This window comes from Rhodococcus sp. 14C212 (genome assembly GCF_011058195.1).
GTDB lineage: Bacteria > Actinomycetota > Actinomycetes > Mycobacteriales > Mycobacteriaceae > Rhodococcus > Rhodococcus aetherivorans.
Genome location: NZ_JAALEH010000100.1, coordinates 1 through 19,785, shown reverse-complemented (window position 1 = coordinate 19,785; position 19,785 = coordinate 1). Strand labels below are relative to the sequence as shown.

The following is a 19,785-nucleotide window of genomic DNA, read 5'->3' as shown; positions in this document are numbered from 1 at the left end:
GGGCGAGCCGAAGCGGGTGCAGCCGTCCCGCGACACCGACCGCAAGCCGCCCGGTTAGGGATTCACCGGGGCGGTGACGTCTCGTGACCGCATCGATGCCCGGCGAGCCGGTGAACCGGTGCGCGTCTCCGTAGACTCCCCCTGGGGGATTCGGTTTGCGGGGGACGAGGCCGGAGGAGGCAGTCACCGTGTCGGTGATAGCGGATGCGCGGAAGTCGGTTCGGGTTCTCGGTGGTGGCGCCGTGGTGGCCGCGGCCGTCGGGGCCGCACTCGTCGCGGCGCCGCCCGCGCAGGCGGTGACGTGTGCGGCGCCCCCGGGTTCGGCGGCCTCGGTCACGCAGCTCGACGGGCGGACCGCGTGCGGCGCGGTCGCGGACGCACCGAGCGGAGCGTGGAGCTACGGTGACGGCGGCGTCGGCTTCGCCGACGCCCGCACCGGGGCCCGGGTGCTCGCGGCCGGGCTCTCGGGGGGTGCCGGGGCGGGCGAGGCCCGCGGCGGCTCCCTCGCCACCCTCGGTTTCGGTGAGGACGCGCTTGCCCTGGGCATCGTCGAGGAGCCCGCGACAGCGCTCGTCGTGGCCGGCCCGCAGTCCCAGGCCTTCATCGGTGACCTGCGTGATCCGGTGCTGTGCGAGGGGTCCGCCGCGACCGCCGTCAACGTCACCACCGGCCGTGGGTGTGTCGTGCTGGGGACGTTCCGGTACGTCACGCCCTGACCGGGAGCCTGCGGAAAACCCGTTCGGGACCGGACGCCGCGACGTAACCTGGCGGCACGATGTCGACTGGGAGGTACCACGGATGACAGCCCGACCGGTGCGGGGCGCGACGGCGGTACAGGAACCGCCGCCGACCGAGATGCACGTCGACCGGCAATTCCTGCCGCTCGCGGATCGCTTCTTCGACCTGTATCGGCTCCCCCGGCACGGGGGCGGTGCCCTGGCCGCCTACCTGGACGGCGAGAAGGTGCTCGACATCTGGGCGGGCTGGGCCACCCGCGACCGGCGGTGGAACCGCGACACGGTGTCGCTGTCCTTCTCCACCGGCAAGGGTGTGGCGTCCACCGTGGTGCACCGGCTCGCCGACCGTGGCCTGATCGACTACTTCGCCCCCGTCGCGCGGTACTGGCCGGAGTTCGCGGCGGCCGGCAAGGAGGACGTCACCGTCGCGGACGTGCTCACCCACCGGGCCGGACTGCACCGGGTACGCAACCTGCGGCCCGGACGGATGGGCATCGTCGACTACGACGCGACGGTACGTGCGCTGGCCGCGGCGCCACCCGACCCGCGGCGGCTGGAAGGCCCGGGATACCACGCCGTCACGTACGGCTGGCTCGTCGCGGAGATCGTGCAGCGCGTGACCGGGTTGCCGTTCGTCGACGTCGTCCGGCAGGAGATCGCCGAACCCCTGGGCACCCCCGAATTCTGGTTCCGGGTGCCCGAGGAACAGCGGCACCGCATCGCCAAGCTGTTCCCGCGGATCAATCCCGCCGGCCTGCACTGGGGGATGACCGCCTCGGTGCTGTCCCGGGTGAGCCTCACCCGGGGCCTCGCGGAGGCCGCGATGCCGGAGGAGTTCGACGAGCTGGTGCGCGATCCGGCGGTGCACGACGCGGTGATGCCGGGCTGGAACGGGGTGTTCTCGGCGCGCGCCCTGGCGCGGATGTACGGGGCGATCGCCGCCGGCGGCACGATCGACGGCGTGCAGTTCCTGCAACCGGAGACCATCGAGGCCCTGAACGAGGTCCAGGTGCGCGGCCGCGACTACGTGCTCGGGGTCCCGATGGCGTGGCGGCTCGGCTACCACCAGCCGGTGTTCGTCAGCCGCGAGCGGCCGCGCGGGGCGCTCGGCCACTACGGGGTCGGCGGTTCCGGCGCCTTCGCCGACCTCGACACCGGTCTGTCGCTCGCGTTCACGACGAACCGGCTGGGCAGCGGCCCGATCGCGCTGGGCGATCTGCGCCTCGCGCGGCTCGGCGCGCTGGCGCGCGACCTGGCCCGTCGCGCCTGAGACAAGGGCGCGGCGCTTACCCCCACGATTGTTCGAAGCAGTTCGATACGGAGGGAGTGACACTGTGAGCCACGTGTACCGGGTGATCGAGGTGGTGGGTTCGTCGACGGACAGCGTCGACGACGCGATCAAGCAGGCCGTCGCGCGCGCGGCGGAGACCACGCGCCACCTCGAGTGGTTCGAGATGATGAACGTCAGGGGCCACATCGACGACGGGGCCGTCGCGCACCTCCAGGTGACCGTGAAGATCGGCTTCCGCATCGAACCGACCGACGGCTGACGCGTCCGGTCCGGTGGCGGGGGACACGCCGGGAGAGCAGGGGCGGCCAACCGGATCTCGACCGGAATTGGAACACGTTATAGTCTGAGTGGGTCGTCGAACCCCCGGCACTTCAGGCAGGTATCCACCGTGGTTTACGTGATCACCCAGGCGTGTTGCAACGATGCCTCGTGCGTCGAGGTCTGCCCCGTCAACTGCATCCATCCCACGCCCGACGAGGCGCCGTTCGCCACCACCGAGATGCTCTACATCGACCCGGACACCTGCATCGACTGCGGCGCGTGCGTGGACGAATGCCCGGTGGACGCGATCTACGCCGACAACGAGCTTCCCGCCGCGCACGAGCCCTACCTGAAGATCGCCGAGGACTACTACCGGCGATACCCGATCGGACCGGACTGGCCCGAGGAACGCGACCGCACCAAGATTCCCGCCGAGCTCGGCACCCTGCGCGTGGCGATCGTCGGCTCGGGGCCGGCGGCCTGCTACGCCGCGCTGGAGCTGACCGGCCGGGCCCGCGTCGAGATCGACATCTTCGACCGCCTGCCCACCCCGTACGGCCTCGTCCGCGCGGGTGTCGCCCCGGACCATCAGAGCACCAAGGCCGTCGGTGAGCTGTTCCGCAGCGCCCTCGGTCACAAGAAGAGCCAGTGCTGGTTCAACGTCGAGGTGGGCGCCCACATCAGCCACGAGGAACTGCTCGCGCACCACCATGCGGTGCTCTACGCCGTCGGGGCCGCCGGGGACCGGCGACTGGACGTGCCCGGCGAGGACCTGCCCGGTTCGCACGCAGCCACCGAGTTCGTCGCCTGGTACAACGGACACCCCGACTACGCCGACCGCACCTTCGACCTGTCCGGCGAACGCGCGGTGATCGTCGGCAACGGCAACGTCGCCCTCGACGTGGCGCGGGCGCTGGTCATGGACCCGGACGAGCTGGCGAAGACCGACATGGCCGACCACGCCGTCGCCGCCCTGCGCGAGTCGAACATCCGCGAGGTCGTCGTCGTGGGACGCCGCGGCCCCGCCCAGGCCGCCTACACCAACCCGGAACTGCTGGCCCTCGGTCAGCTCCGGGGCGTCGACATCGTCGTCGACCCGGCCGAGGCCGACCTCGACCCGGCCAGCCGCGCCCTCGTCGACGACCCCGCCGCCGAACCGCGGATCGCGCTGAAGGTCGAACAGGTCCAGGGCTTCGCCCAGCGGTCCCCCACCGACGGCAACAAGCGGATCGTGCTGCGCTTCCTCGCCGCCCCCGTCGAGCTGAGCGGCGACGGCCGGGTCGAGTCGATCACTCTCGAACGCACCGAACTGGTCGAGGCGAACGGCCGGCTCGAGGCGCGCCGCACCGGGCAGACCGAGACCCTGGCCACCGGCCTGGTCCTGCGTTCGGTCGGCTACCACGGGGCCCCCGTCGCCGACCTGCCGTTCGACGACCAGCGCGGCATCCTCCCCAACGAGGAGGGCCGGGTCGTGGACCCGGAGACGAACGAGCCGCTGCCCGGCGTGTACACCGCCGGCTGGATCAAGCGCGGACCCACCGGCGTCATCGGCACCAACAAGCAGTGCTCCGCCCAGACCGTCGAGCACCTGGTCCAGGATTTCGTGGCCGGCCGGCTCGTCGCACCCGTCGCCGACCGGGAGAAGCTCGCGGCGCTGGTCTCCGAGCGCCGGCCGGAGTACGTCGACTACCGGGGCTGGCAGCAGATCGACAAGCAGGAACGCGCCCGGGGCGGCTCGGAGGGTCGCTCTCGCGTGAAGTTCGTCGCCGTCGCCGATCTCCTTGCCGCCTCTCGAATCGAATCCTGACCTGGGCTCGAGCCCGTGAGGGACCGTCCGGACGGGCATGGTCGAATTGCCCGTCTGCGGGAATGCTGTGTCTAATGGGTTCGCCAAGTCGTCGCTGTCGGGGCGGACGTGGGTGCGACGGCACGAACGAACGATGGGTGTCGAATGTTCGAGAAGAAGGGTCGGCCGAGCAGTTGCGGCCGCGCCGGTCGCTGGTCCGGCCGTGTCGCCACCGCGCTGGTGGGGGTCGGCGCCGCCATGCTCACCATGACGGGGCCCGCCGCCGCGGCACCCCTGTGGCCGGGCGGGCCCGAACTGCCGAGCGTGCAGGAACTCGTCGAGAGGCTTCCGGGCGGCTCGAACTCCGTCGCACCCGCGCCGCCGCCGTTCTCGACCCCGTCGATCAACCCGTCGAACGGTGAGACGGTCGGCGTGGCCCAGCCGATCATCATCCGCTTCGACGAGAACGTCACCGATCGCGCGGCCGCCGAGCGCGCCATCACCGTCACGTCGAACCCGCCGGTGTCCGGACACTTCTACTGGGCCTCGGACCGGCAGGTGCGGTGGCGGCCGTTCGAGTTCTGGCCGGCCCACACTCAGGTCACCGTGAACGCCGGGGGCACGCAGTCGTCGTACACCGTCGGCGAGGCCCTGATCACCGTCGCGGACGACAACACCAAGACCATCACCGTCACCCGCAACGGCGAGGTCGTCAAGACCATGCCGACGTCGTTCGGCAAGCCCGGCTACGAGACGCCCAACGGCACCTACATCGTCGGCGAGAAGTTCCGCGACATGTACATGGACTCGTCCACCTACGGCGTTCCGGTTGACTCGCCCGAGGGATACCGCACCTACGTCGAGTACGCGACCCGCATCTCCAACAGCGGCATCTTCGTGCACGCGGCGCCGTGGTCCGAGTGGGCGCAGGGCAACACCAACGTCAGCCACGGCTGCCTGAATGTGAGCACCGAGGACGGTCGCTGGTTCTTCGAGAACGCCCAGAAGGGCGACCCGGTGATCGTGCAGAACACCGGTGGCGGCACCCTCAACGGCTGGGACGGCCTCGGCGACTGGAACCTCTAGCCGGACAACGGTGGACGCCGGCGAGCACCTGGTGACCTTCCGGGTGGCGAGAGTACTCGCCGGCGCCAGACCGGCGTAACCTCCGGTTCGCCCGCGGCAGGCACACTGCCGCAGTGCGCTCGAGTCCGGAAAGAGTATTGCCCCAACCCGATCGGGGGCTGTCGCGACGCCCATGGGGCGACTACGCGCTGTTCGCCGCGCTGATCGGGCCGAATCTCGCGCTGCTGATCCTGTTCACGTACCGGCCGCTCGTCGACAACATCCGCCTCTCGTTCTTCGAGTGGAACATCTCGAGCCCCACCGCCACGTTCGTCGGATTCGGCAACTACCGCGAGTGGTTCGGCCGCGCCGACACCTGGCAGATCGTCGGCAACACCGTCGTCTTCACCGTCGCCACCGTCGCGGGATCCATGCTCCTCGGTCTGGCGCTGGCGCTGTTGCTGGACCGTAAACTCTTGGGCCGCAACCTCGTCCGGTCCGCACTCTTCGCGCCGTTCGTCATCTCCGGCGCCGCGGTGGGCGTGGCGTTCCAGTTCGTGTTCGACCCGAACTTCGGTCTCGTCCAAGACCTTCTGGCCAGGGTTGGGATAGACACCCCGGACTTCTACCAGGATCCGGCCTGGGCGCTGGTGATGGTCACCCTCACCTACCTGTGGAAGAACCTCGGCTACACCTTCGTCATTTATCTCGCCGCCCTGCAGGGCCTGCGCCCCGAACTCTCCGAGGCCGCCGCGATCGACGGCGCCTCGTCGTGGACCGCCTTCCGGCGCGTACTCCTGCCGCAGCTGCGCCCCACCACGTACTTCCTGTCGATCACCGTGCTCCTCAATTCGTTCCAGGTATTCGACATCATCAACGTGATGACCCGGGGCGGACCACTCGGCACCGGGACCACCACGATGGTCTACCAGGTCTACAACGAGTCCTTCCGGAACTTCCGGGCCGGCTACGGCGCCACCGTCGCGACGATCATGTTCCTCGTACTGCTCGCCGTCACCGTGTACCAGGTGCGCCTGATGGACCGGGAAGACACGCTGCGCCCGGCACGCGCGTCGCGTCGCCGTCGCCCGCCCTCCCTGATCGTGTCCCGCCCGCCCTCCGCGACCGAATGTCACATACCTTCGATCGAATCGAAGGTATGTGACATTCGGTCGGAGCGGCAGACGGAGGAGGTCGGGTGACGGCCCTGCTGGACCGCCGGCGGGCACGCGGGCACTCGGCCGCCGCCGAGCCGTACCGGCGCCGGGAGCGCGCGATCCGCGTGCTCGGCTACGCCGCGATGATCGTGGCACTGCTCGTCGTGGCGCTGCCGCTGTACTGGATCGTGGTGACGTCGTTCAAGCAACGGCCCGACATCTACACGCTGCCGGTCACCTGGTGGCCCAGCGTGTTCCATCCCCAGAACTACACGGAGGCCGTCACCTCGGTGCCGTTCGGCACGTTCCTGCGGAACTCGCTGATCATCACCACGGTGCTGTCGGGCGTGAAGTTCGTCCTCGGCATCCTGAGCGCCTACGGTTTGGTGTTCCTGCAGTTCCCCGGCAAGAATCTCGTGTTCCTCGGCATCGTCGCCGCCCTGATGGTGCCGAACCAGATCACGGTCATCTCCAACTACGCGCTGGTGGCGGAATGGGGATGGCGCAACACCTTCCAGGGGATCATCGTGCCGCTCGCGGGCGTCGCGTTCGGAACGTTCCTGCTGCGCAACCACTTCCTGTCCATTCCCGCGGAGATCACCGAAGCGGCGCGGATGGACGGCGCCGGGCACGTCCGTCTGCTGTGGCGGGTCGTGCTGCCCGTGTCCGGGCCGACCCTGGTCGCGTTCGCGCTCATCACCGTGGTCAACGAGTGGAACGAATACCTGTGGCCGTTCCTCATGGCCGACGACGCGTCGGTGGCCCCGCTGCCGATCGGACTGACGCAGTTGCAGAACAACGACGGCGTCACCAACTGGGGTCCGGTGATGGCCGGCACGGTGCTGGCCATGCTGCCGATCCTCGTGGTCTTCCTTGCGTTGCAACGACACATGATCAAGGGCCTCACCTCCGGTGCGGTCAAGGGCTGAACTCTTCCAGGAGCAACTTCGTGAACATCAACAGGCGCGGATTTCTGGGACTGACCGGGGTGGTCGCGGCGAGCGCAGCGCTGGCCGCGTGCGCCGGCACCGGCTCGTCCGGGTCGTCGGGCACCTCGGGGTCCGCTTCCGCCGCGAACACGATCAAATTCTGGTCCAACCACCCGGGCAAGTCCCAGGATGTGGAGAAGGAACTCATCGCCCGGTTCCAGGCGAAGTACCCGGACCTGACCGTCGACCTCGTCGACGGCGGCAAGAACTACGAAGAGGTGTCGCAGAAGTTCAACGCAGCCCTGTCCGGGGGCGATCTGCCCGACGTCGTGGTCCTCTCGGACGTGTGGTGGTTCAACTACGCGCTCGCCGGCGCGATCACGCCGCTCGACGACCTGTTCACCGAGGTCGGCGTGGATACCGGCGACTACGTCGATTCCCTGCTCGCCGACTACCTCTTCGAGGGTCGCCACTTCGCGCTGCCCTACGCCCGCTCGACCCCGCTGTTCTACTACAACCGCGACGTCTGGCGGCAGGCCGGACTGCCCGACCGCGGGCCCGCCACCTGGCAGGAATTCTCCGAGTGGGGGCCCGAACTGCAACGCGCCGTCGGATCCGGCAAGCTGGCGCACGGCTGGGGCAACGCCAAGGACTACCTGGGCTGGACCTTCGAAGGACCGATCTGGACGTTCGGCGGTGCCTACTCCGACGGCTGGCGGCTGCGCTTCGGCGACGCGGAGACGATCGCCGCGGGACAGTTCCTGAAGGACATGATCCACACCGGGAAGTACGCGGGTGTCTCCACAGACATCGCCAACGACTTCTCCGCCGGGATCATTGCGTCCACGATCGCCTCCACCGGCGACCTGTCCGGCATCACGAAGAACGCCGCCTTCGACTTCGGCACTGCGTTCCTGCCGGCCCCCGACGGTACTCCGGGATGCCCCACCGGCGGCGCCGGACTGGCGATCCCGGCGAACATCTCCGACGAGCGAAAGCGCAACGCGCTGAAGTTCATCGACTTCGTCACCAACGGTGAGAACACCGCCTACTTCTCGCAGCGGATCGGCTACATGCCGGTGCGCAAGTCCGCCACCGAGAACCCCGACATGAAGGCGTTCCTCGAGCAGAACCCCAACTCCCGTACCGCCGTCGACCAACTCGCGCGCACGCGCTCACAGGACTACGCGCGCGTCTTCATACCCGGCGGCGACCAGATCATCGGCACCGGTCTCGAACAGATCGCCCTGCAGGGCGCCGACGTGACGACGGCGTTCGACGACGTCGCCCGTCAGCTGCAGCAGATCATCGATCGCCAGATCACCCCGAACCTGTAGGAACGACATTGGCAAGCATAGGTTTCCGGACCGTCACCCACCGCTACCCGGGCGTCGAGCGGCCGTCGGTGGACCGGCTCGACCTCGACGTCGCGGACGGGGAGTTCCTGGTCCTGGTCGGTCCGTCGGGCTGCGGGAAATCCACGAGCCTGCGGATGCTCGCCGGGCTCGAGGCGGTCGACGACGGCCGCATCGACATCGGCGGAGCCGACGTGACGGGGTTGCCGCCCAAGGCACGCGACGTGGCGATGGTGTTCCAGAACTACGCGCTGTACCCGAACATGACGGTGGCGGAGAACATGGGTTTCGCGTTGCGCAACGCCGGCGTCGGCAAGGCGGAACGGTCGGCGCGGGTGCTCGAGGCCGCGCGGATGCTCGAGCTCGAACCGTTGCTCGACCGCAAACCGGGCAAGCTCTCGGGCGGGCAGCGGCAGCGCGTGGCGATGGGCCGGGCCATCGTGCGACGGCCCGCGGTGTTCTGCATGGACGAACCGCTGAGCAACCTCGACGCGAAGTTGCGCGTCAGCACGCGCTCGCAGATCGCGGGACTGCAACGTCGGCTGGGCACCACGACCGTGTACGTCACCCACGATCAGGTGGAGGCGATGACCATGGGGGATCGGGTGGCCGTCCTCGACGGCGGCCGCCTGCAGCAGGTGGCCGCGCCCCGCGACCTGTACGACAACCCGGTCAACACCTTCGTCGCCGGATTCATCGGGTCGCCCGGCATGAACCTGCTCGAGTCGCCCGTCCGCGACGGCGCGGCCGTGCTGGGCAGTCTGCGGATTGCCGTGCCGGCCGACGTCGACGCCGAGCGGATCGTCGTCGGGGTGCGGCCCGAGGCGTGGACCCCCGTCGGGGCGTGGCGTTCCGGGAGCCTGTCGTTGACGGTGGACCTCGTCGAGCAGCTCGGCGCGGAATCGTTCGTCCACGCGACGGCCGCCGAGCCGGCCGACTGGTCGAGCGCGTCGGGCAAGGTCGTGGTGCGGGTGGATCGACGCGTCCCGATCGGTCCGGGCGAGCGGGTGCACCTGCTCCCGCAGGCGGGCGAGGTCTACTTCTTCTCGGCGACGACGGGCGCCCGCGTCTGACCCGGGCCGGTACCACCGCGGCGGTGCCGGGGGCCGAACGGCGGTGCCGGCGGCCGAATGTCACACTCGTTCGATTCAACCGAATGCATGTGACATTCGGCCCAACCGGCGACGCGACGCGGACGGCCGGGCTCAGCCCGGATACGGCGGGTACGGCCGTTCGCGCAGCAGGGTGCCCAGATGCACGGCGTTCCGCGCCAGCGACTGCGTGGTCGACGAGACCGGCTCGGGTACCTCGGACAGGTCCTTGAAGTCCGTGCCGGACATCGCTTCACCGTTCCAGTAGGTGCAGCCCTGGGCCGGGATGCTGAACCCGATGTCGTTGAGACCCTGGAACAGGTCGGCGACGATCTTGTGGGCACCGTCCTCGTTGCCCACGACCGCGGCGACGGCGACCTTCCCGACCATGCGGGGCCGGTTCTCGTCGTCGGTGTCCGACAGTGCCGCGTCGAGGCGTTCGAGCACGCGCTGGGCCACGCTGGACATGTGGCCGACCCAGGTGGGCGTGGCGACGATCAGGATGTCGGCGGCGGCGATGCGTTCGAGCAGGGACGGCCACTCGTCGCCGTCGCCCATGTCCGCCTGCACGCCGGGACGGACGTCGTGGTCGACGACCCGCACCGACTCCGTGGTCACACCGTGCCCGGCGAGCGCGGACAGCACGTGCGACACCATCAGGTCGGTGCTGGACTCCTCCGGGGACGGTTTGAGAGTGCAGTTCAGGGCCAGGGCACGAAGGGTGGTCATGGGTGCGGTTACCCGGGCCGGCGGACGTCAATCCTCGGTCCGCGGGTTTCCCCGGCGGTCGGACGGGCACCCGGGTGGGACCGCGCCGGTGCCGAGGGGCGGCTCCGGTCCGGACCATCGGGAGGAAGAGGAACACGTGATGACAGAGCCGAATTCGTATCGGTACTCCGCGACGGCCGAGGACACCTCGGTGCGCATCGAGGGCCACTCGCCGGACCTTCGCGTGACGACGCCGGACAACACGTCCGGGTTCGACGCGGTGACGCCCGAGCAGCTGTATGCGGCGGCACTGGCGGCGTGCGTCTACCAGACCCTGATCGCCACCGCGTCGACCGGCGACCACGACCTGGGCGAGTGCGCCGTGGACGCCCGCGTACAGCTCACCCATCGGGGGAACCAGGAGTTCACCCTCTCCGCCGAGGTCGACGTGCGGCTGCCGCGCGTCCAGGACCGGTACGCACGGGAGACCCTGGCGTTGCGGGCCGTGGAGCGGTGCCCGATGGCCAAGTCCGTCGAGGTGCGGCTCGTCGGCCCCTAGGCCTCGTGACGAACAGGAGAACGGCACGCGCCGCGACCGCGCGGTCTCGGGGCGATCGGACGGCTCACCGGTATCACCCGTCGCCGGCCGGAAGGCAGGGCCCGTCCGGCGGCGGGGTGTGCTCGTACCCGGGGTAGCAGGGCAGGATCTGCGGCGCAGTGTCCGGCGCCGGCGCCGGTGCCGGTGCGGGTGCGGGTGCGGGTGGTGAGCCGGCCGGAAGGCAGGGTCCGTCCGGCGGCGGGGTGTGCTCGTAGCCGGGGTAGCAGGGCAGGATCTGCGGCGCAGTGTCCGGCGCCGGCGCCGGCGCGGGTGCGGGTGGTGAGCCGGCCGGAAGGCAGGGTCCGTCCGGCGGCGGGGTGTGCTCGTAGCCGGGGTAGCAGGGCAGGATCTGCGGCGCAGTATTCGGTGCCGGTGCCGGTGCCGGTGCCGGTGCGGGTGCAGGGGGCGCCGGTAGCGGTGATTGCGGTGCAGCCCGGGGTGTCGGTGCCGGTGGGGCCGCCGCCCGAGGCGAAGGAACCTCGGCGGCCGGGGCTTCCGCCCGAGCCGGCGCAGGTGCTGACGGCACCTGATCCGCACCGGTCGGGGTGGTCGGCGCCGGTGGCGACGGTGTCGGCGCGGCCGGCTGCGCCGCGATCGGGAGCGGGGCGGGGTCGGTGCCCTCGGACGAGGACGATATCGCCCCGAGTGCCATGCTGCCGACGACGAAAACAGCGATGATCGCCACCAGCGCGAGACCTGCGACCAGGACGCGACGGTTCCAGCCGGCCGCAACGATCGCGGGAGTGGGCCTGCCGGCGGGTTGTGCCGATGTCGCCGCGGTGCGCGCAGCGGCAGCCAGCTCGCCCACCGATCCGTAACGCCGCGTGGGGTCGGCTGCTGTTCCGCGGGCGATCACGTCGACCATAGCGGCGGGCAGAGTCGAGAGCACCGACGACGATTGCGGTGGCAATGCCGGTCCGCTCGACGACTGGAAGAGCCGGCCGGTGAGGCATTCGTACAGCACGGTGGTCAGGCCGTAGACGCCCGACGCCGCGCCGGGATGTGGGGGGAACCCCACATCGGTGAGGCAGATCAGCCCGTCGTCCTGCGCGAGGACGTTCGCCGACGTCACTTCCTGCTCGGCCAGTCCGGCCGCGTGCACGGCTTCGAGGGCCGATGCCAGCTGCTCGACGACGTCGACCGCGCGCGGTACGTCCATCGCGCCGGTGGACCGGAGCATCGCCTGCAGGCTCGTGCCCTGGACGATCGGCGTTGCGAGGAAGAGCCGGCTGCCGATCTGTCCGACGTCGTGGATCGGGAGCACATGCGGGTTCCGGATGCGCGCTGCGATCTCGGCGTCTCGTTCGAAACGATCGCGGTACTCGTCGTCTTCGGTCGCCTCCGGCGGCAGCGCCCGCAAGGCGACGTGCCGATGCGTGACCGTGTCGAACGCGGCCCACACCTCGCCGGTCGCATCCACCGACAGCGGACGGTCCAGGCGATACCTGCCGAACAGGGCACCAACTTGCATATGTCACTCTCCGCCCCTGGAAATTGCCGCGGTTGCGGAACTGTGCGCCGGGGAGGGGAGGGTCGACCGCCTCCTCCACCGGCAGTCTATGTTGCGGATGCGGGTGGTGTCGCGTTCGGGGGCGAACCGCCCTCCTACGCTGGTGTTTTCGATCGGGAGGGCAGTGAACTCCGTTCGCGTCGCGGGTACGCGGACATACCGGACATGCGTGTCCGCGGAAGAGGCCGGAAGATGCTCGGAGGTTCCGGACCGGCGCCTCAGGCGGCCGGCTGCCTCGCTGTCGGAACCGCGGCCCGGGAGAAGCGCATGGCGCCGTCCTCGAGGCCGCCGCGGCGCATCATCACCAGGTCTCGGACGTAGTTCTGGAACAGTCGCCACGGAGTCGCGGGTCCCTGCTTGGGCAGCGAATCGATGCTGCGCAGCACGTACCCGGAAGCCAGATCGACCAGCGGCGACGCGGTCGTCGTGAAGGCGGGGGCGGTCGGGGTGCAGTAGGCGTACCCGCGCGCGTCCATGTGCCGCAGGAGGCGGCACACGTATCCGGCGACGAGGTCGGCCTTCAAGGTCCAGGACGCGTTGGTGTATCCCACGGTGAACGCCAGGTTGGGCACACCCGAGAGCATCATCCCCTTGTACGCCAGCGTCTTTCCCATCTCCACGTCGCGCCCGTCGACGCTCACGGCCATTCCGCCGAGCAGGAGCAGGTTCAGTCCCGTCGCGGTGACGACCACGTCGGCCTCGAGTTCCTGCCCGGAGGCGAGCCGGATTCCGTTCTCCGTGAACGTGCCGATCGTGTCGGTCACGACCGTCGCCCGGCCCTCGCGCAGGGCCTTGAACAGGTCGCCGTCGGGAACGAAACACACCCGCTGGTCCCACGGGTCGTACCTCGGCCGGAAATGGACGTCCACCTCGTAGTCCGCGGGCAGGTGACCCAACACGCCCTTGCGCAGCAGTCTCTTGACCAGAGCCGGGCGGCGCCGGCTCAACTGGAAGAAGGCCATGCTGCCCAGCACGTTGGCCCAGCGGACGATCGGATAGGCGATCCTCGACGGCAGCCGGCCGAGGAGCGCGCCGGCGACCGGGTCGATCGAAGGCCGTGACATCACGTAGCTCGGGGAGCGCTGCAGCATCGTCACGTGTGCGGCCGACTCCGCGAGCGCCGGGACGAGGGTCACCGCGGTGGCGCCGCTGCCGATGACGACGACGCGCTTGCCGGTGTACTCCAGATCCTCGGGCCAGTGCTGCGGATGCACGAGCGTGCCGGTGAACCGTTCGACGCCGGGGAACTCGGGGGTGAATCCCTCGTCGTAGCGGTAGTAGCCCGAGTTGACGAACAGGAAGCCGCACGTGAGACGAATGCGCTCGCCGGTGTCGGTGCGCTCGGCCGTCACGGTCCAGCGGGCCTCGGGCGTGGACCACTCGGCGCGGACCACGCGATGGTGGAACCGGACCTTCTCGTCGATGCCCCGGCTCCGCGCGGTGCGACGGACGTAGTCGCGGATGGAGGGGCCGTCGGCGAAGGTTTCGGGTTCGGTCCAGGGCTCGAACGAGTACCCCAGGGTGAACATGTCGGAGTCGGAGCGGATGCCCGGGTAGCGGAACAGGTCCCAGGTGCCTCCGATGGCGTCGCGCGCCTCGAGGACGGTGAAGCTCTTGCCCGGGCATTCGTCCTGCAGATGGCAGGCCGCGCCGATTCCGGAGAGTCCGGCGCCGACGATCAGGACGTCGACGTGCTCGTCGTGCATCGCGCTTCTCCGTTCCCGGGGGCCTGAGCGACCGAGGTAGCTGACGCAGAACACTATCAACGCCCGGACTCTCGGCCAACGGCGTCCGCGTGTCGGTGGCGGCCCGGGCCGGGGTGCGGTGTGAAGTCAGCGGCGGCGCCGCAGCGCCCCCTGCAACGCTGCGGTGCCACCGATGCCTGCTGCCAGTACCAACAGCAGCAGGACGACATTGACGGTCACGGCTACACCTGCCGTGCCGCAGTCCGGAGGTCGCACCCACGGTGCGCCGCCTCGAACGCCGGACCGAAGGTGCCGAAGCACGCGATCCGATCCTCGAAGCCCGCGTCCCGTACCGCCCGCCGCACCGCCGCACCGCCGGCGACGGTGATGTTCGCGCCCCGCTCACGGAGCAGCGACTCGACCCGCTCGAGCAGAGCCGCGGTGTCGCACTCGACGAGGGTGACCTGCAACAGGTCCAGTACCACGCCGCGACCCCGCACGACGGCCTCGCGCAGGAACGAGTGCAGCACCGGCGCGGCGGCCTCGTCGACGACTCCCGACACCTGCACCACCACGGGACCGCCCGGCGGTTCGTCGACGTCGATGCAGACCCTGGTCCCCTCGCCGGAGAAGTCGTCGAACAGCGCGGTGTCGAGCAGCGACGACGAATACCGGTGCGGTGCGTCCAGGATGGAGCGCAGATAGACCATGGCTGTTCCTCCGCCGAAGATTCCGACTGCGGGAGCGCCCGGTCGGGGACAGGAGAGCGCCGCAGTCGCCTGCACGAGACGAGAACCGGCTGCTTCTCAACCTTGTTCGCAACAGTAACGTCTCGGCCACATGCGTGGTGGCCGAATCTGTGAAGTTTCCGTGAAGAACCTGGGAATCCCGTCGCCCTCGTTGCCCGAGCGCTTCAGCGCGCTCCGGAGCGCGTGGATCGCACCGCCTGCCGCGGTTCCGGCACGCACCGCTCATAGGTGCGCACGGCATCGGCGGCGGACCGGTCCCACGAGTAGCGGGTGCTTGCCCGGTCGTGGCCGGCGAGACCGAAGGCGGTGCGCTGGACGTCGTCGGTGAGCAGGCCGTGCACGGCCGCGGCGACGGCCTCGGGTGCGTGCGGGGGCACCAGTGTGCCCGTCACCCCGTCGACGACTGTGTCGAGCAGGCCGCCGACGGCGGTCGCGACGACGGGCCGCCCGCAGGCCATCGCCTCGAGCGGCACGATGCCGAGCGGTTCGTACCAGGGGGTGCACACCACGACGTCCGCCGATCGCAGCAGCGCGGGCATGTCCTTCCGAGGCACGGGCCCGGGCATCCGCACCCGGTCCTGCACGCCGTGCTGTTCCGCGACGGCGCGCAGGCGCGCGGCCTCGTCGGCGAGGTTGCCGTCCACCGGTCCGCCGGCGATCACCAGTTCGGTGTCTGGGAGCAGGGCCAGGGCCCGGATCGCGATGTCGAAGCCCATGCGCGGCACGAGCGGTCCCACGGTGACGAGGCGGTGCCCGGACCCGCGGGCCGGATCCTCGGGGCCGATCGGCGTGAACAGCTCGAGGTTCACACCGCAGGGCACGACGGACGTGCGGGTGCGGGGCAGGCCCAGCGTGGCGAGCTCGAACACCTCGTCCGAGCAGGTGGCGGCCACCCGGCTCGCGCCGAGGGCCAGGAGCCGCTCGACGTGGATCCGGCTCGACGGGCCGGCGTCCGCGCTGCCCTGGTGGCGGCGCTCGACCACGCCCAGGGTGTGGAAGGTCTGCACCGTGGGCACCTTGGCGTTGCGTGCGGCGAGCTGGGTCGCGATGCCCGACATCCAGAAGTGGGCGTGGGCGACGTCGGGCCGGTCCTTCGTCCATGCGTGTGCGAGGAAGGTGCCGAGCTCGCCCATCCGCGGGAGGACCTCGTCCGTCGGCAGGCGGGTGGCGGGCCCGGCGGGGACGTGGACCACCTCGTACCCGTCCTCGGTCCGGACACGTTCGGGAAGATCCGGGTCGTCGCGACGGGTGTAGACGGTGACGTCGTGTCCCGCCCGTACCAGCGCCGCCGACAGTTCGGCGACGTGCACGTCCCGGCCGCCGGAGTCGGCGTCGCCCAGGGCCGCGAGGAGACCCGCGTGCTCGGACACCATCGCAATCTTCATTGCCCTTCCCTCCTGCGGGTTGTCGTGCTCGTCGCCTCGTCGAACAGCGCGTACCACCCGCAGCGGCCCCGCGCCCACGGCCCGCCGTCGAGAGGGGACGGCAACGAGCCATGGGATCCCCGAACGTGCGAGGGCGGCCACGAGCCGTGGACGAGCCACGGCAGCACGTTCGGTGGGTGCGCCATGGGCGCAGGATTACCGATTCTGCGACGGGTAAACCGAGGGAACGGAATTGTCACTGAAGCGTCTCGCACCACGTTTACCCGCTCCGACGTCGGGCACACGACTCGTGGACCATGAATGTCGACCAAGGAGTAGCTGTGCACGCCGAGCGATTTGCAGACTTCATCACCGCGACCGGTCCGTTCGCCTCGGTGTATTACGAGGATTCGCATGCGACGGAGGACGCGGCAAAGGTTGCGGAACTGACGCGGCGTTCCATCTCGGAGCGACTCGAGCAGCTCGGGGCACCGCAGGCCGTACTCGAGAACGTAGAGCGCGCGGTGACCGGGGCGCCGACGGCGATCGGCAGCGGAGGCCGCGCGGTCGTGGCGAACCCGGAGGGGGTGCTCGTGCACGAGCGGCTGGTGCGCCCGCCGGTGCGCACCGAGGTGCGGGTGTCCGAAACGCCTTACCTGCTACCGCTGGTGGAACACGGCACGAGCGGCCGGTCCTACCTGGTGGCCGCCGTCGACCATGCGGGCGGCGATCTGACCGTCTACGACCGGCACGGTGCCGTGCGCCACGAGGAGACGGTCACCGGCGAGGGCTACCCGATCCACAAGGCAGCCGGGCGCCCAGTCGCCGGGCTACGGGGATCCCGAGCCGAACGTCGAGGAGCAGCGGCGTCGCAACATCGCCGCCGTTGCCGACCGCATCACCGAACTGGCCGACGAGCACCACGCCGAGCCGGTGTTCGTGATCGGTGAGGTCCGCTCCCGCACGGATCTGGCCGAGACGCTGCCCCAGCGCACCGGCGACGTCCTGGTGCAGGTGCAGACCGGCTCCCGCGCCGACGGATCCGACCTCGAGCGGATCCGGGATTCCATCCAGGAGACCCTCGCACAGCGCCGGCTGGAAGAGATGGACGACGTGGCCGAGCGCTACCGGTCCGGAGCCGGAACCGGCTTGGCCGTCGAGGGTCTGACCGACGTGACGGCCGCGCTGCGCGAACGCCGGGTCGACACGCTGATCCTGGGCGATCTCGGCGACACCACGGTGCTCGTGGGCGACGACCCCTCGCTCGTGGCCGCCGATGCAGGAGCGCTGTCCGAGATGGGTTCCGGCAGCGAGCGCGTCTGCCGCGCCGACGAGGTCCTGCCGTTCGCTGCCGTGGTCACCGGTGCCGCCGTGGTCCGCATGGACGAGCGCCTCACCCCCGCGGACGGCATCGGCGCACTGCTGCGCTACTGAGACGGCAGGTGTCGGGACTGCGCCGGCCACGGCACCGTCGCCTGCAGGACGGCTTCCTGCAACGCGTCGGTGCGCCACGCCGTGACCTGCCGGTATTCGGGATCGGCGACCATCTCGGAGAAGGCGCGGCGCGACGGGTAGCGCACCAGCAGGACCGCGTCCCAGTCCTGCCCGCTCTCCGCCACGAGTGCGGTCGACCCGTCGCCCGCGTAGAGCACTTCGGCGCCGTAGCGCGGCAGGAAGGTCTCGTGGAGGGCGTCGGCGTAGCGGGCGTAGAGCTCGCGGCCACCGGCGCCGAACCGCAGCAGGTTCAGCATCACCACCGGCCCGCCCGGATCCTCGGCAAGAAAACGCTTCAGGTCGGTACCGCGTGGATCGACAGCCATGCGCCGGAGTCTGGCATACACCGGGTACGCCGCGCTCTCCGGATTCCGGAGCGCGCCTCCCCTCACGGCGGCAGAACCTCGGCGCCTGCAGCTCTCCGGCATGTTTGGCTCTTCACACGGCGGGTAGCGCCCCTGGTATGACGCGCACAGACCGGATCCGGGAGCCGTGGGGCGCGCGCACGCCCTATGGCCCCGGCGAGACGTGGCCGACCAGGGTCGACATGTACCTCGCCGAAGGGGTGGGCGAGGACGACGTCGACGCCTGGGTGCAGTCGGCGACGATCCTGCACTCGAACGGGGACGGGCTGGACATCGCGGTCAGGAACGGGCGCATCGTCGGCGTCCGTGGCCGCGCGGTGGACCGGGTCAACCACGGTCGTCTCGGTCCGAAGGACCTGTTCGGCTGGCAGGCGAACCACTCCCCGGACCGGCTGACCACGCCGCTGATCCGGCGCGACGGCGAACTCGTGGCGACGGACTGGGACACGGCGATGGACGCCGTCGCCGGACGCACCAAGGATCTGCTGGCCGAACGCGGCCCCAGTTCGATCGGCTTCTACACCACCGGGCAACTCTTCCTCGAGGAGTACTACACGCTGGCGCTGATCGGGCACGGCGGCATCGGCACCAATCACATGGACGGCAACACCCGGCTGTGCACGGCGACGGCCGCCGCGGCGCTGAAGGAATCCTTCGCGTGCGACGGCCAGCCCGGGTCCTACACCGACATCGACCACGCCGACGTGATCGCCCTCTACGGCCACAACATGGCCGAGACCCAGAGCGTGCTGTGGTCCCGGGTGCTCGATCGGCTCGCCGGCCCGAACCCGCCGGCGGTCGTCTGCGTCGACCCGCGGAGGACGCCGGTCGCGCGCACGGCCACAGTGCACCTGGCGCCGCGGCCCGGCACCAACGTGATGCTGATGAACGGCCTGCTGCACGAGATCGTGCACCACGGCTGGATCGACCGCGACTACATCGACGCCCACACCGTCGGCTTCGCCGAACTGGAGAAGCAACTCGAGGACTACCCGGCCGAGAAGGTTGCGGAGGTGTGCGACGTCCCGCTCGCCGATCTGCGCGACGCTGCCCGCATCCTGGGGCGTGCCGAACGGCTCGTGTCCACCGTCCTGCAGGGTTTCTACCAGTCGCACCAGGCCACCGCCGCGGCCGTTCAGGTGAACAACGTCCACCTGATCCGCGGCATGCTCGGCAAGCCGGGGTGCGGGGTGCTGCAGATGAACGGCCAGCCCACCGCCCAGAACACCCGCGAATGCGGCGCCGACGGCGACCTGCCCGCGTTCCGGAACTGGGCGAACGACCAGCACATCGAGGACCTGGCACGCGTGTGGAACATCGATCCGATGCAGATCCCGCACTACACCGCCCCCACCCATCTGATGCAGATGATGCGCTACGTCGAGGACGGCTCGATCCGGTTCCTCTACGTCAACGGCACCAACCCGGCGGTGTCGTTGCCGGAACTCGGCCGTATTCGGGAGATCCTCACCCAGGACAGGCTTTTCCTGGTGGTGCAGGACATCTTCCTGTCCGAGACCGCGCAGCTCGCCGACGTCGTGCTGCCGGCCGCCACGTGGGGCGAGAAGACCGGCACGTTCACCAACGTCGACCGCACCGTCCACCTGTCCGAGAAGGCCGTCGACCCACCCGGGCAGGCC

General features: G+C 70.1%; 18 protein-coding genes and 1 pseudogene. 13 read left to right on the top strand and 6 right to left on the bottom strand.

What is annotated here, in order from left to right; all coding sequences use genetic code 11:
- Window positions 1-188: 188 nt before the first annotated feature.
- From G6038_RS26460 to ugpC, 9 genes are all read left to right on the top strand, one after another.
- Window positions 189-716, top strand: a complete 528-nt coding sequence (locus tag G6038_RS26460) for a DUF6764 family protein (protein WP_165041276.1) — start codon at window positions 189-191, stop codon at window positions 714-716.
- 82 nt (window positions 717-798) lie between these two features.
- Window positions 799-2,007, top strand: a complete 1,209-nt coding sequence (locus G6038_RS26455; protein WP_165041274.1) for a serine hydrolase domain-containing protein — start codon at window positions 799-801, stop codon at window positions 2,005-2,007.
- Between the two features lie 64 nt (window positions 2,008-2,071).
- A complete protein-coding gene (locus tag G6038_RS26450; RefSeq protein WP_165041272.1) occupies window positions 2,072-2,287 on the top strand; it encodes a dodecin in 216 nt (71 codons plus the stop codon).
- A gap of 129 nt (window positions 2,288-2,416) precedes the next feature.
- Window positions 2,417-4,096, top strand: a complete 1,680-nt coding sequence (locus tag G6038_RS26445; protein WP_165041270.1) for a 4Fe-4S binding protein — start codon at window positions 2,417-2,419, stop codon at window positions 4,094-4,096.
- A gap of 144 nt (window positions 4,097-4,240) precedes the next feature.
- Window positions 4,241-5,161 (top strand): Ig-like domain-containing protein, encoded by a 921-nt coding sequence (locus tag G6038_RS26440; RefSeq protein WP_165041268.1) that lies wholly within the window; start codon window positions 4,241-4,243, stop codon window positions 5,159-5,161.
- Window positions 5,162-5,298: 137 nt separating this feature from the next.
- The gene (locus G6038_RS26435) at window positions 5,299-6,342 is read left to right on the top strand and encodes a sugar ABC transporter permease (protein ID WP_206025658.1); all 1,044 of its coding nucleotides are present in this window, start codon (window positions 5,299-5,301) and stop codon (window positions 6,340-6,342) included.
- A 5-nt stretch (window positions 6,343-6,347) separates the two neighbouring features.
- A complete protein-coding gene (locus G6038_RS26430; RefSeq protein ID WP_206025662.1) occupies window positions 6,348-7,226 on the top strand; it encodes a carbohydrate ABC transporter permease in 879 nt (292 codons plus the stop codon).
- A 20-nt stretch (window positions 7,227-7,246) separates the two neighbouring features.
- Window positions 7,247-8,563 carry an ABC transporter substrate-binding protein gene (locus G6038_RS26425; RefSeq protein ID WP_165041262.1) on the top strand — a complete coding sequence of 439 codons (1,317 nt, stop codon included), beginning with the start codon at window positions 7,247-7,249 and terminating at the stop codon, window positions 8,561-8,563.
- 8 nt (window positions 8,564-8,571) lie between these two features.
- A complete protein-coding gene (ugpC, locus tag G6038_RS26420; RefSeq protein ID WP_165041260.1) occupies window positions 8,572-9,654 on the top strand; it encodes a sn-glycerol-3-phosphate ABC transporter ATP-binding protein UgpC in 1,083 nt (360 codons plus the stop codon).
- Window positions 9,655-9,786: 132 nt separating this feature from the next.
- Here ugpC and G6038_RS26415 read toward each other — a convergent pair whose 3' ends face one another.
- A complete protein-coding gene (locus G6038_RS26415; RefSeq protein WP_165041258.1) occupies window positions 9,787-10,401 on the bottom strand; it encodes an NAD(P)H-dependent oxidoreductase in 615 nt (204 codons plus the stop codon).
- Window positions 10,402-10,540: 139 nt separating this feature from the next.
- Between G6038_RS26415 and G6038_RS26410 the strand changes: the two genes are divergently transcribed.
- Window positions 10,541-10,939, top strand: a complete 399-nt coding sequence (locus G6038_RS26410; protein ID WP_165041257.1) for an OsmC family protein — start codon at window positions 10,541-10,543, stop codon at window positions 10,937-10,939.
- 73 nt (window positions 10,940-11,012) lie between these two features.
- On the opposite strand, the gene G6038_RS26405 is transcribed toward G6038_RS26410, so the two are convergent.
- The 4 genes from G6038_RS26405 to G6038_RS26390 form a co-directional block, all read right to left on the bottom strand.
- Window positions 11,013-12,449: a serine/threonine-protein kinase gene (locus G6038_RS26405; protein ID WP_165041255.1), complete on the bottom strand. Its 1,437-nt coding sequence runs from the start codon at window positions 12,447-12,449 to the stop codon at window positions 11,013-11,015.
- A gap of 257 nt (window positions 12,450-12,706) precedes the next feature.
- Entirely contained in the window at window positions 12,707-14,194 is a 1,488-nt protein-coding gene (locus tag G6038_RS26400; RefSeq protein WP_165041253.1) for an NAD(P)/FAD-dependent oxidoreductase, read from the bottom strand.
- Window positions 14,195-14,415: 221 nt separating this feature from the next.
- Entirely contained in the window at window positions 14,416-14,883 is a 468-nt protein-coding gene (locus G6038_RS26395; protein WP_165041251.1) for an STAS domain-containing protein, read from the bottom strand.
- A 203-nt stretch (window positions 14,884-15,086) separates the two neighbouring features.
- On the bottom strand, window positions 15,087-16,307 hold the full coding sequence (locus tag G6038_RS26390; RefSeq protein ID WP_165041249.1) for a glycosyltransferase: 1,221 nt from the start codon (window positions 16,305-16,307) through the stop codon (window positions 15,087-15,089).
- 296 nt (window positions 16,308-16,603) lie between these two features.
- Between G6038_RS26390 and G6038_RS31645 the strand changes: the two are divergent.
- Window positions 16,604-17,047 (top strand): annotated as a pseudogene (locus G6038_RS31645) (hypothetical protein); the annotation flags it as partial.
- Window positions 17,040-17,720, top strand: a complete 681-nt coding sequence (locus G6038_RS31640; protein ID WP_346772927.1) for a hypothetical protein — start codon at window positions 17,040-17,042, stop codon at window positions 17,718-17,720. The pseudogene G6038_RS31645 and the gene G6038_RS31640, both read left to right, overlap by 8 nt.
- On the opposite strand, the gene G6038_RS26380 is transcribed toward G6038_RS31640, so the two are convergent.
- Complete coding sequence (locus G6038_RS26380; RefSeq protein WP_165041247.1) at window positions 17,714-18,106, bottom strand: DUF1330 domain-containing protein; 393 nt, start codon at window positions 18,104-18,106, stop codon at window positions 17,714-17,716. The genes G6038_RS31640 and G6038_RS26380 overlap by 7 nt on opposite strands.
- A gap of 137 nt (window positions 18,107-18,243) precedes the next feature.
- Here G6038_RS26380 and G6038_RS26375 point away from each other — a divergent pair.
- Window positions 18,244-19,785, top strand: a 1,542-nt coding sequence (locus G6038_RS26375; RefSeq protein ID WP_165041245.1) for a molybdopterin-dependent oxidoreductase, incomplete at its 3' end; no start/stop codon positions are given.

What these genes read in the sequence shown, in the direction of transcription:
- G6038_RS26455 (WP_165041274.1), top strand. Translation starts at nt 799, where the DNA reads ATGACAGCCCGACCGGTGCGGGGCGCGACGGCGGTACAGGAACCGCCG.
- G6038_RS26440 (WP_165041268.1), top strand. Translation starts at nt 4,241, where the DNA reads ATGTTCGAGAAGAAGGGTCGGCCGAGCAGTTGCGGCCGCGCCGGTCGC.
- G6038_RS26415 (WP_165041258.1), bottom strand. Translation starts at nt 10,401, where the DNA reads ATGACCACCCTTCGTGCCCTGGCCCTGAACTGCACTCTCAAACCGTCC.
- G6038_RS26410 (WP_165041257.1), top strand. Translation starts at nt 10,541, where the DNA reads ATGACAGAGCCGAATTCGTATCGGTACTCCGCGACGGCCGAGGACACC.
- G6038_RS26405 (WP_165041255.1), bottom strand. Translation starts at nt 12,449, where the DNA reads ATGCAAGTTGGTGCCCTGTTCGGCAGGTATCGCCTGGACCGTCCGCTG.
- G6038_RS26400 (WP_165041253.1), bottom strand. Translation starts at nt 14,194, where the DNA reads ATGCACGACGAGCACGTCGACGTCCTGATCGTCGGCGCCGGACTCTCC.
- G6038_RS26395 (WP_165041251.1), bottom strand. Translation starts at nt 14,883, where the DNA reads ATGGTCTATCTGCGCTCCATCCTGGACGCACCGCACCGGTATTCGTCG.
- G6038_RS26390 (WP_165041249.1), bottom strand. Translation starts at nt 16,307, where the DNA reads ATGAAGATTGCGATGGTGTCCGAGCACGCGGGTCTCCTCGCGGCCCTG.
- G6038_RS26380 (WP_165041247.1), bottom strand. Translation starts at nt 18,106, where the DNA reads ATGGCTGTCGATCCACGCGGTACCGACCTGAAGCGTTTTCTTGCCGAG.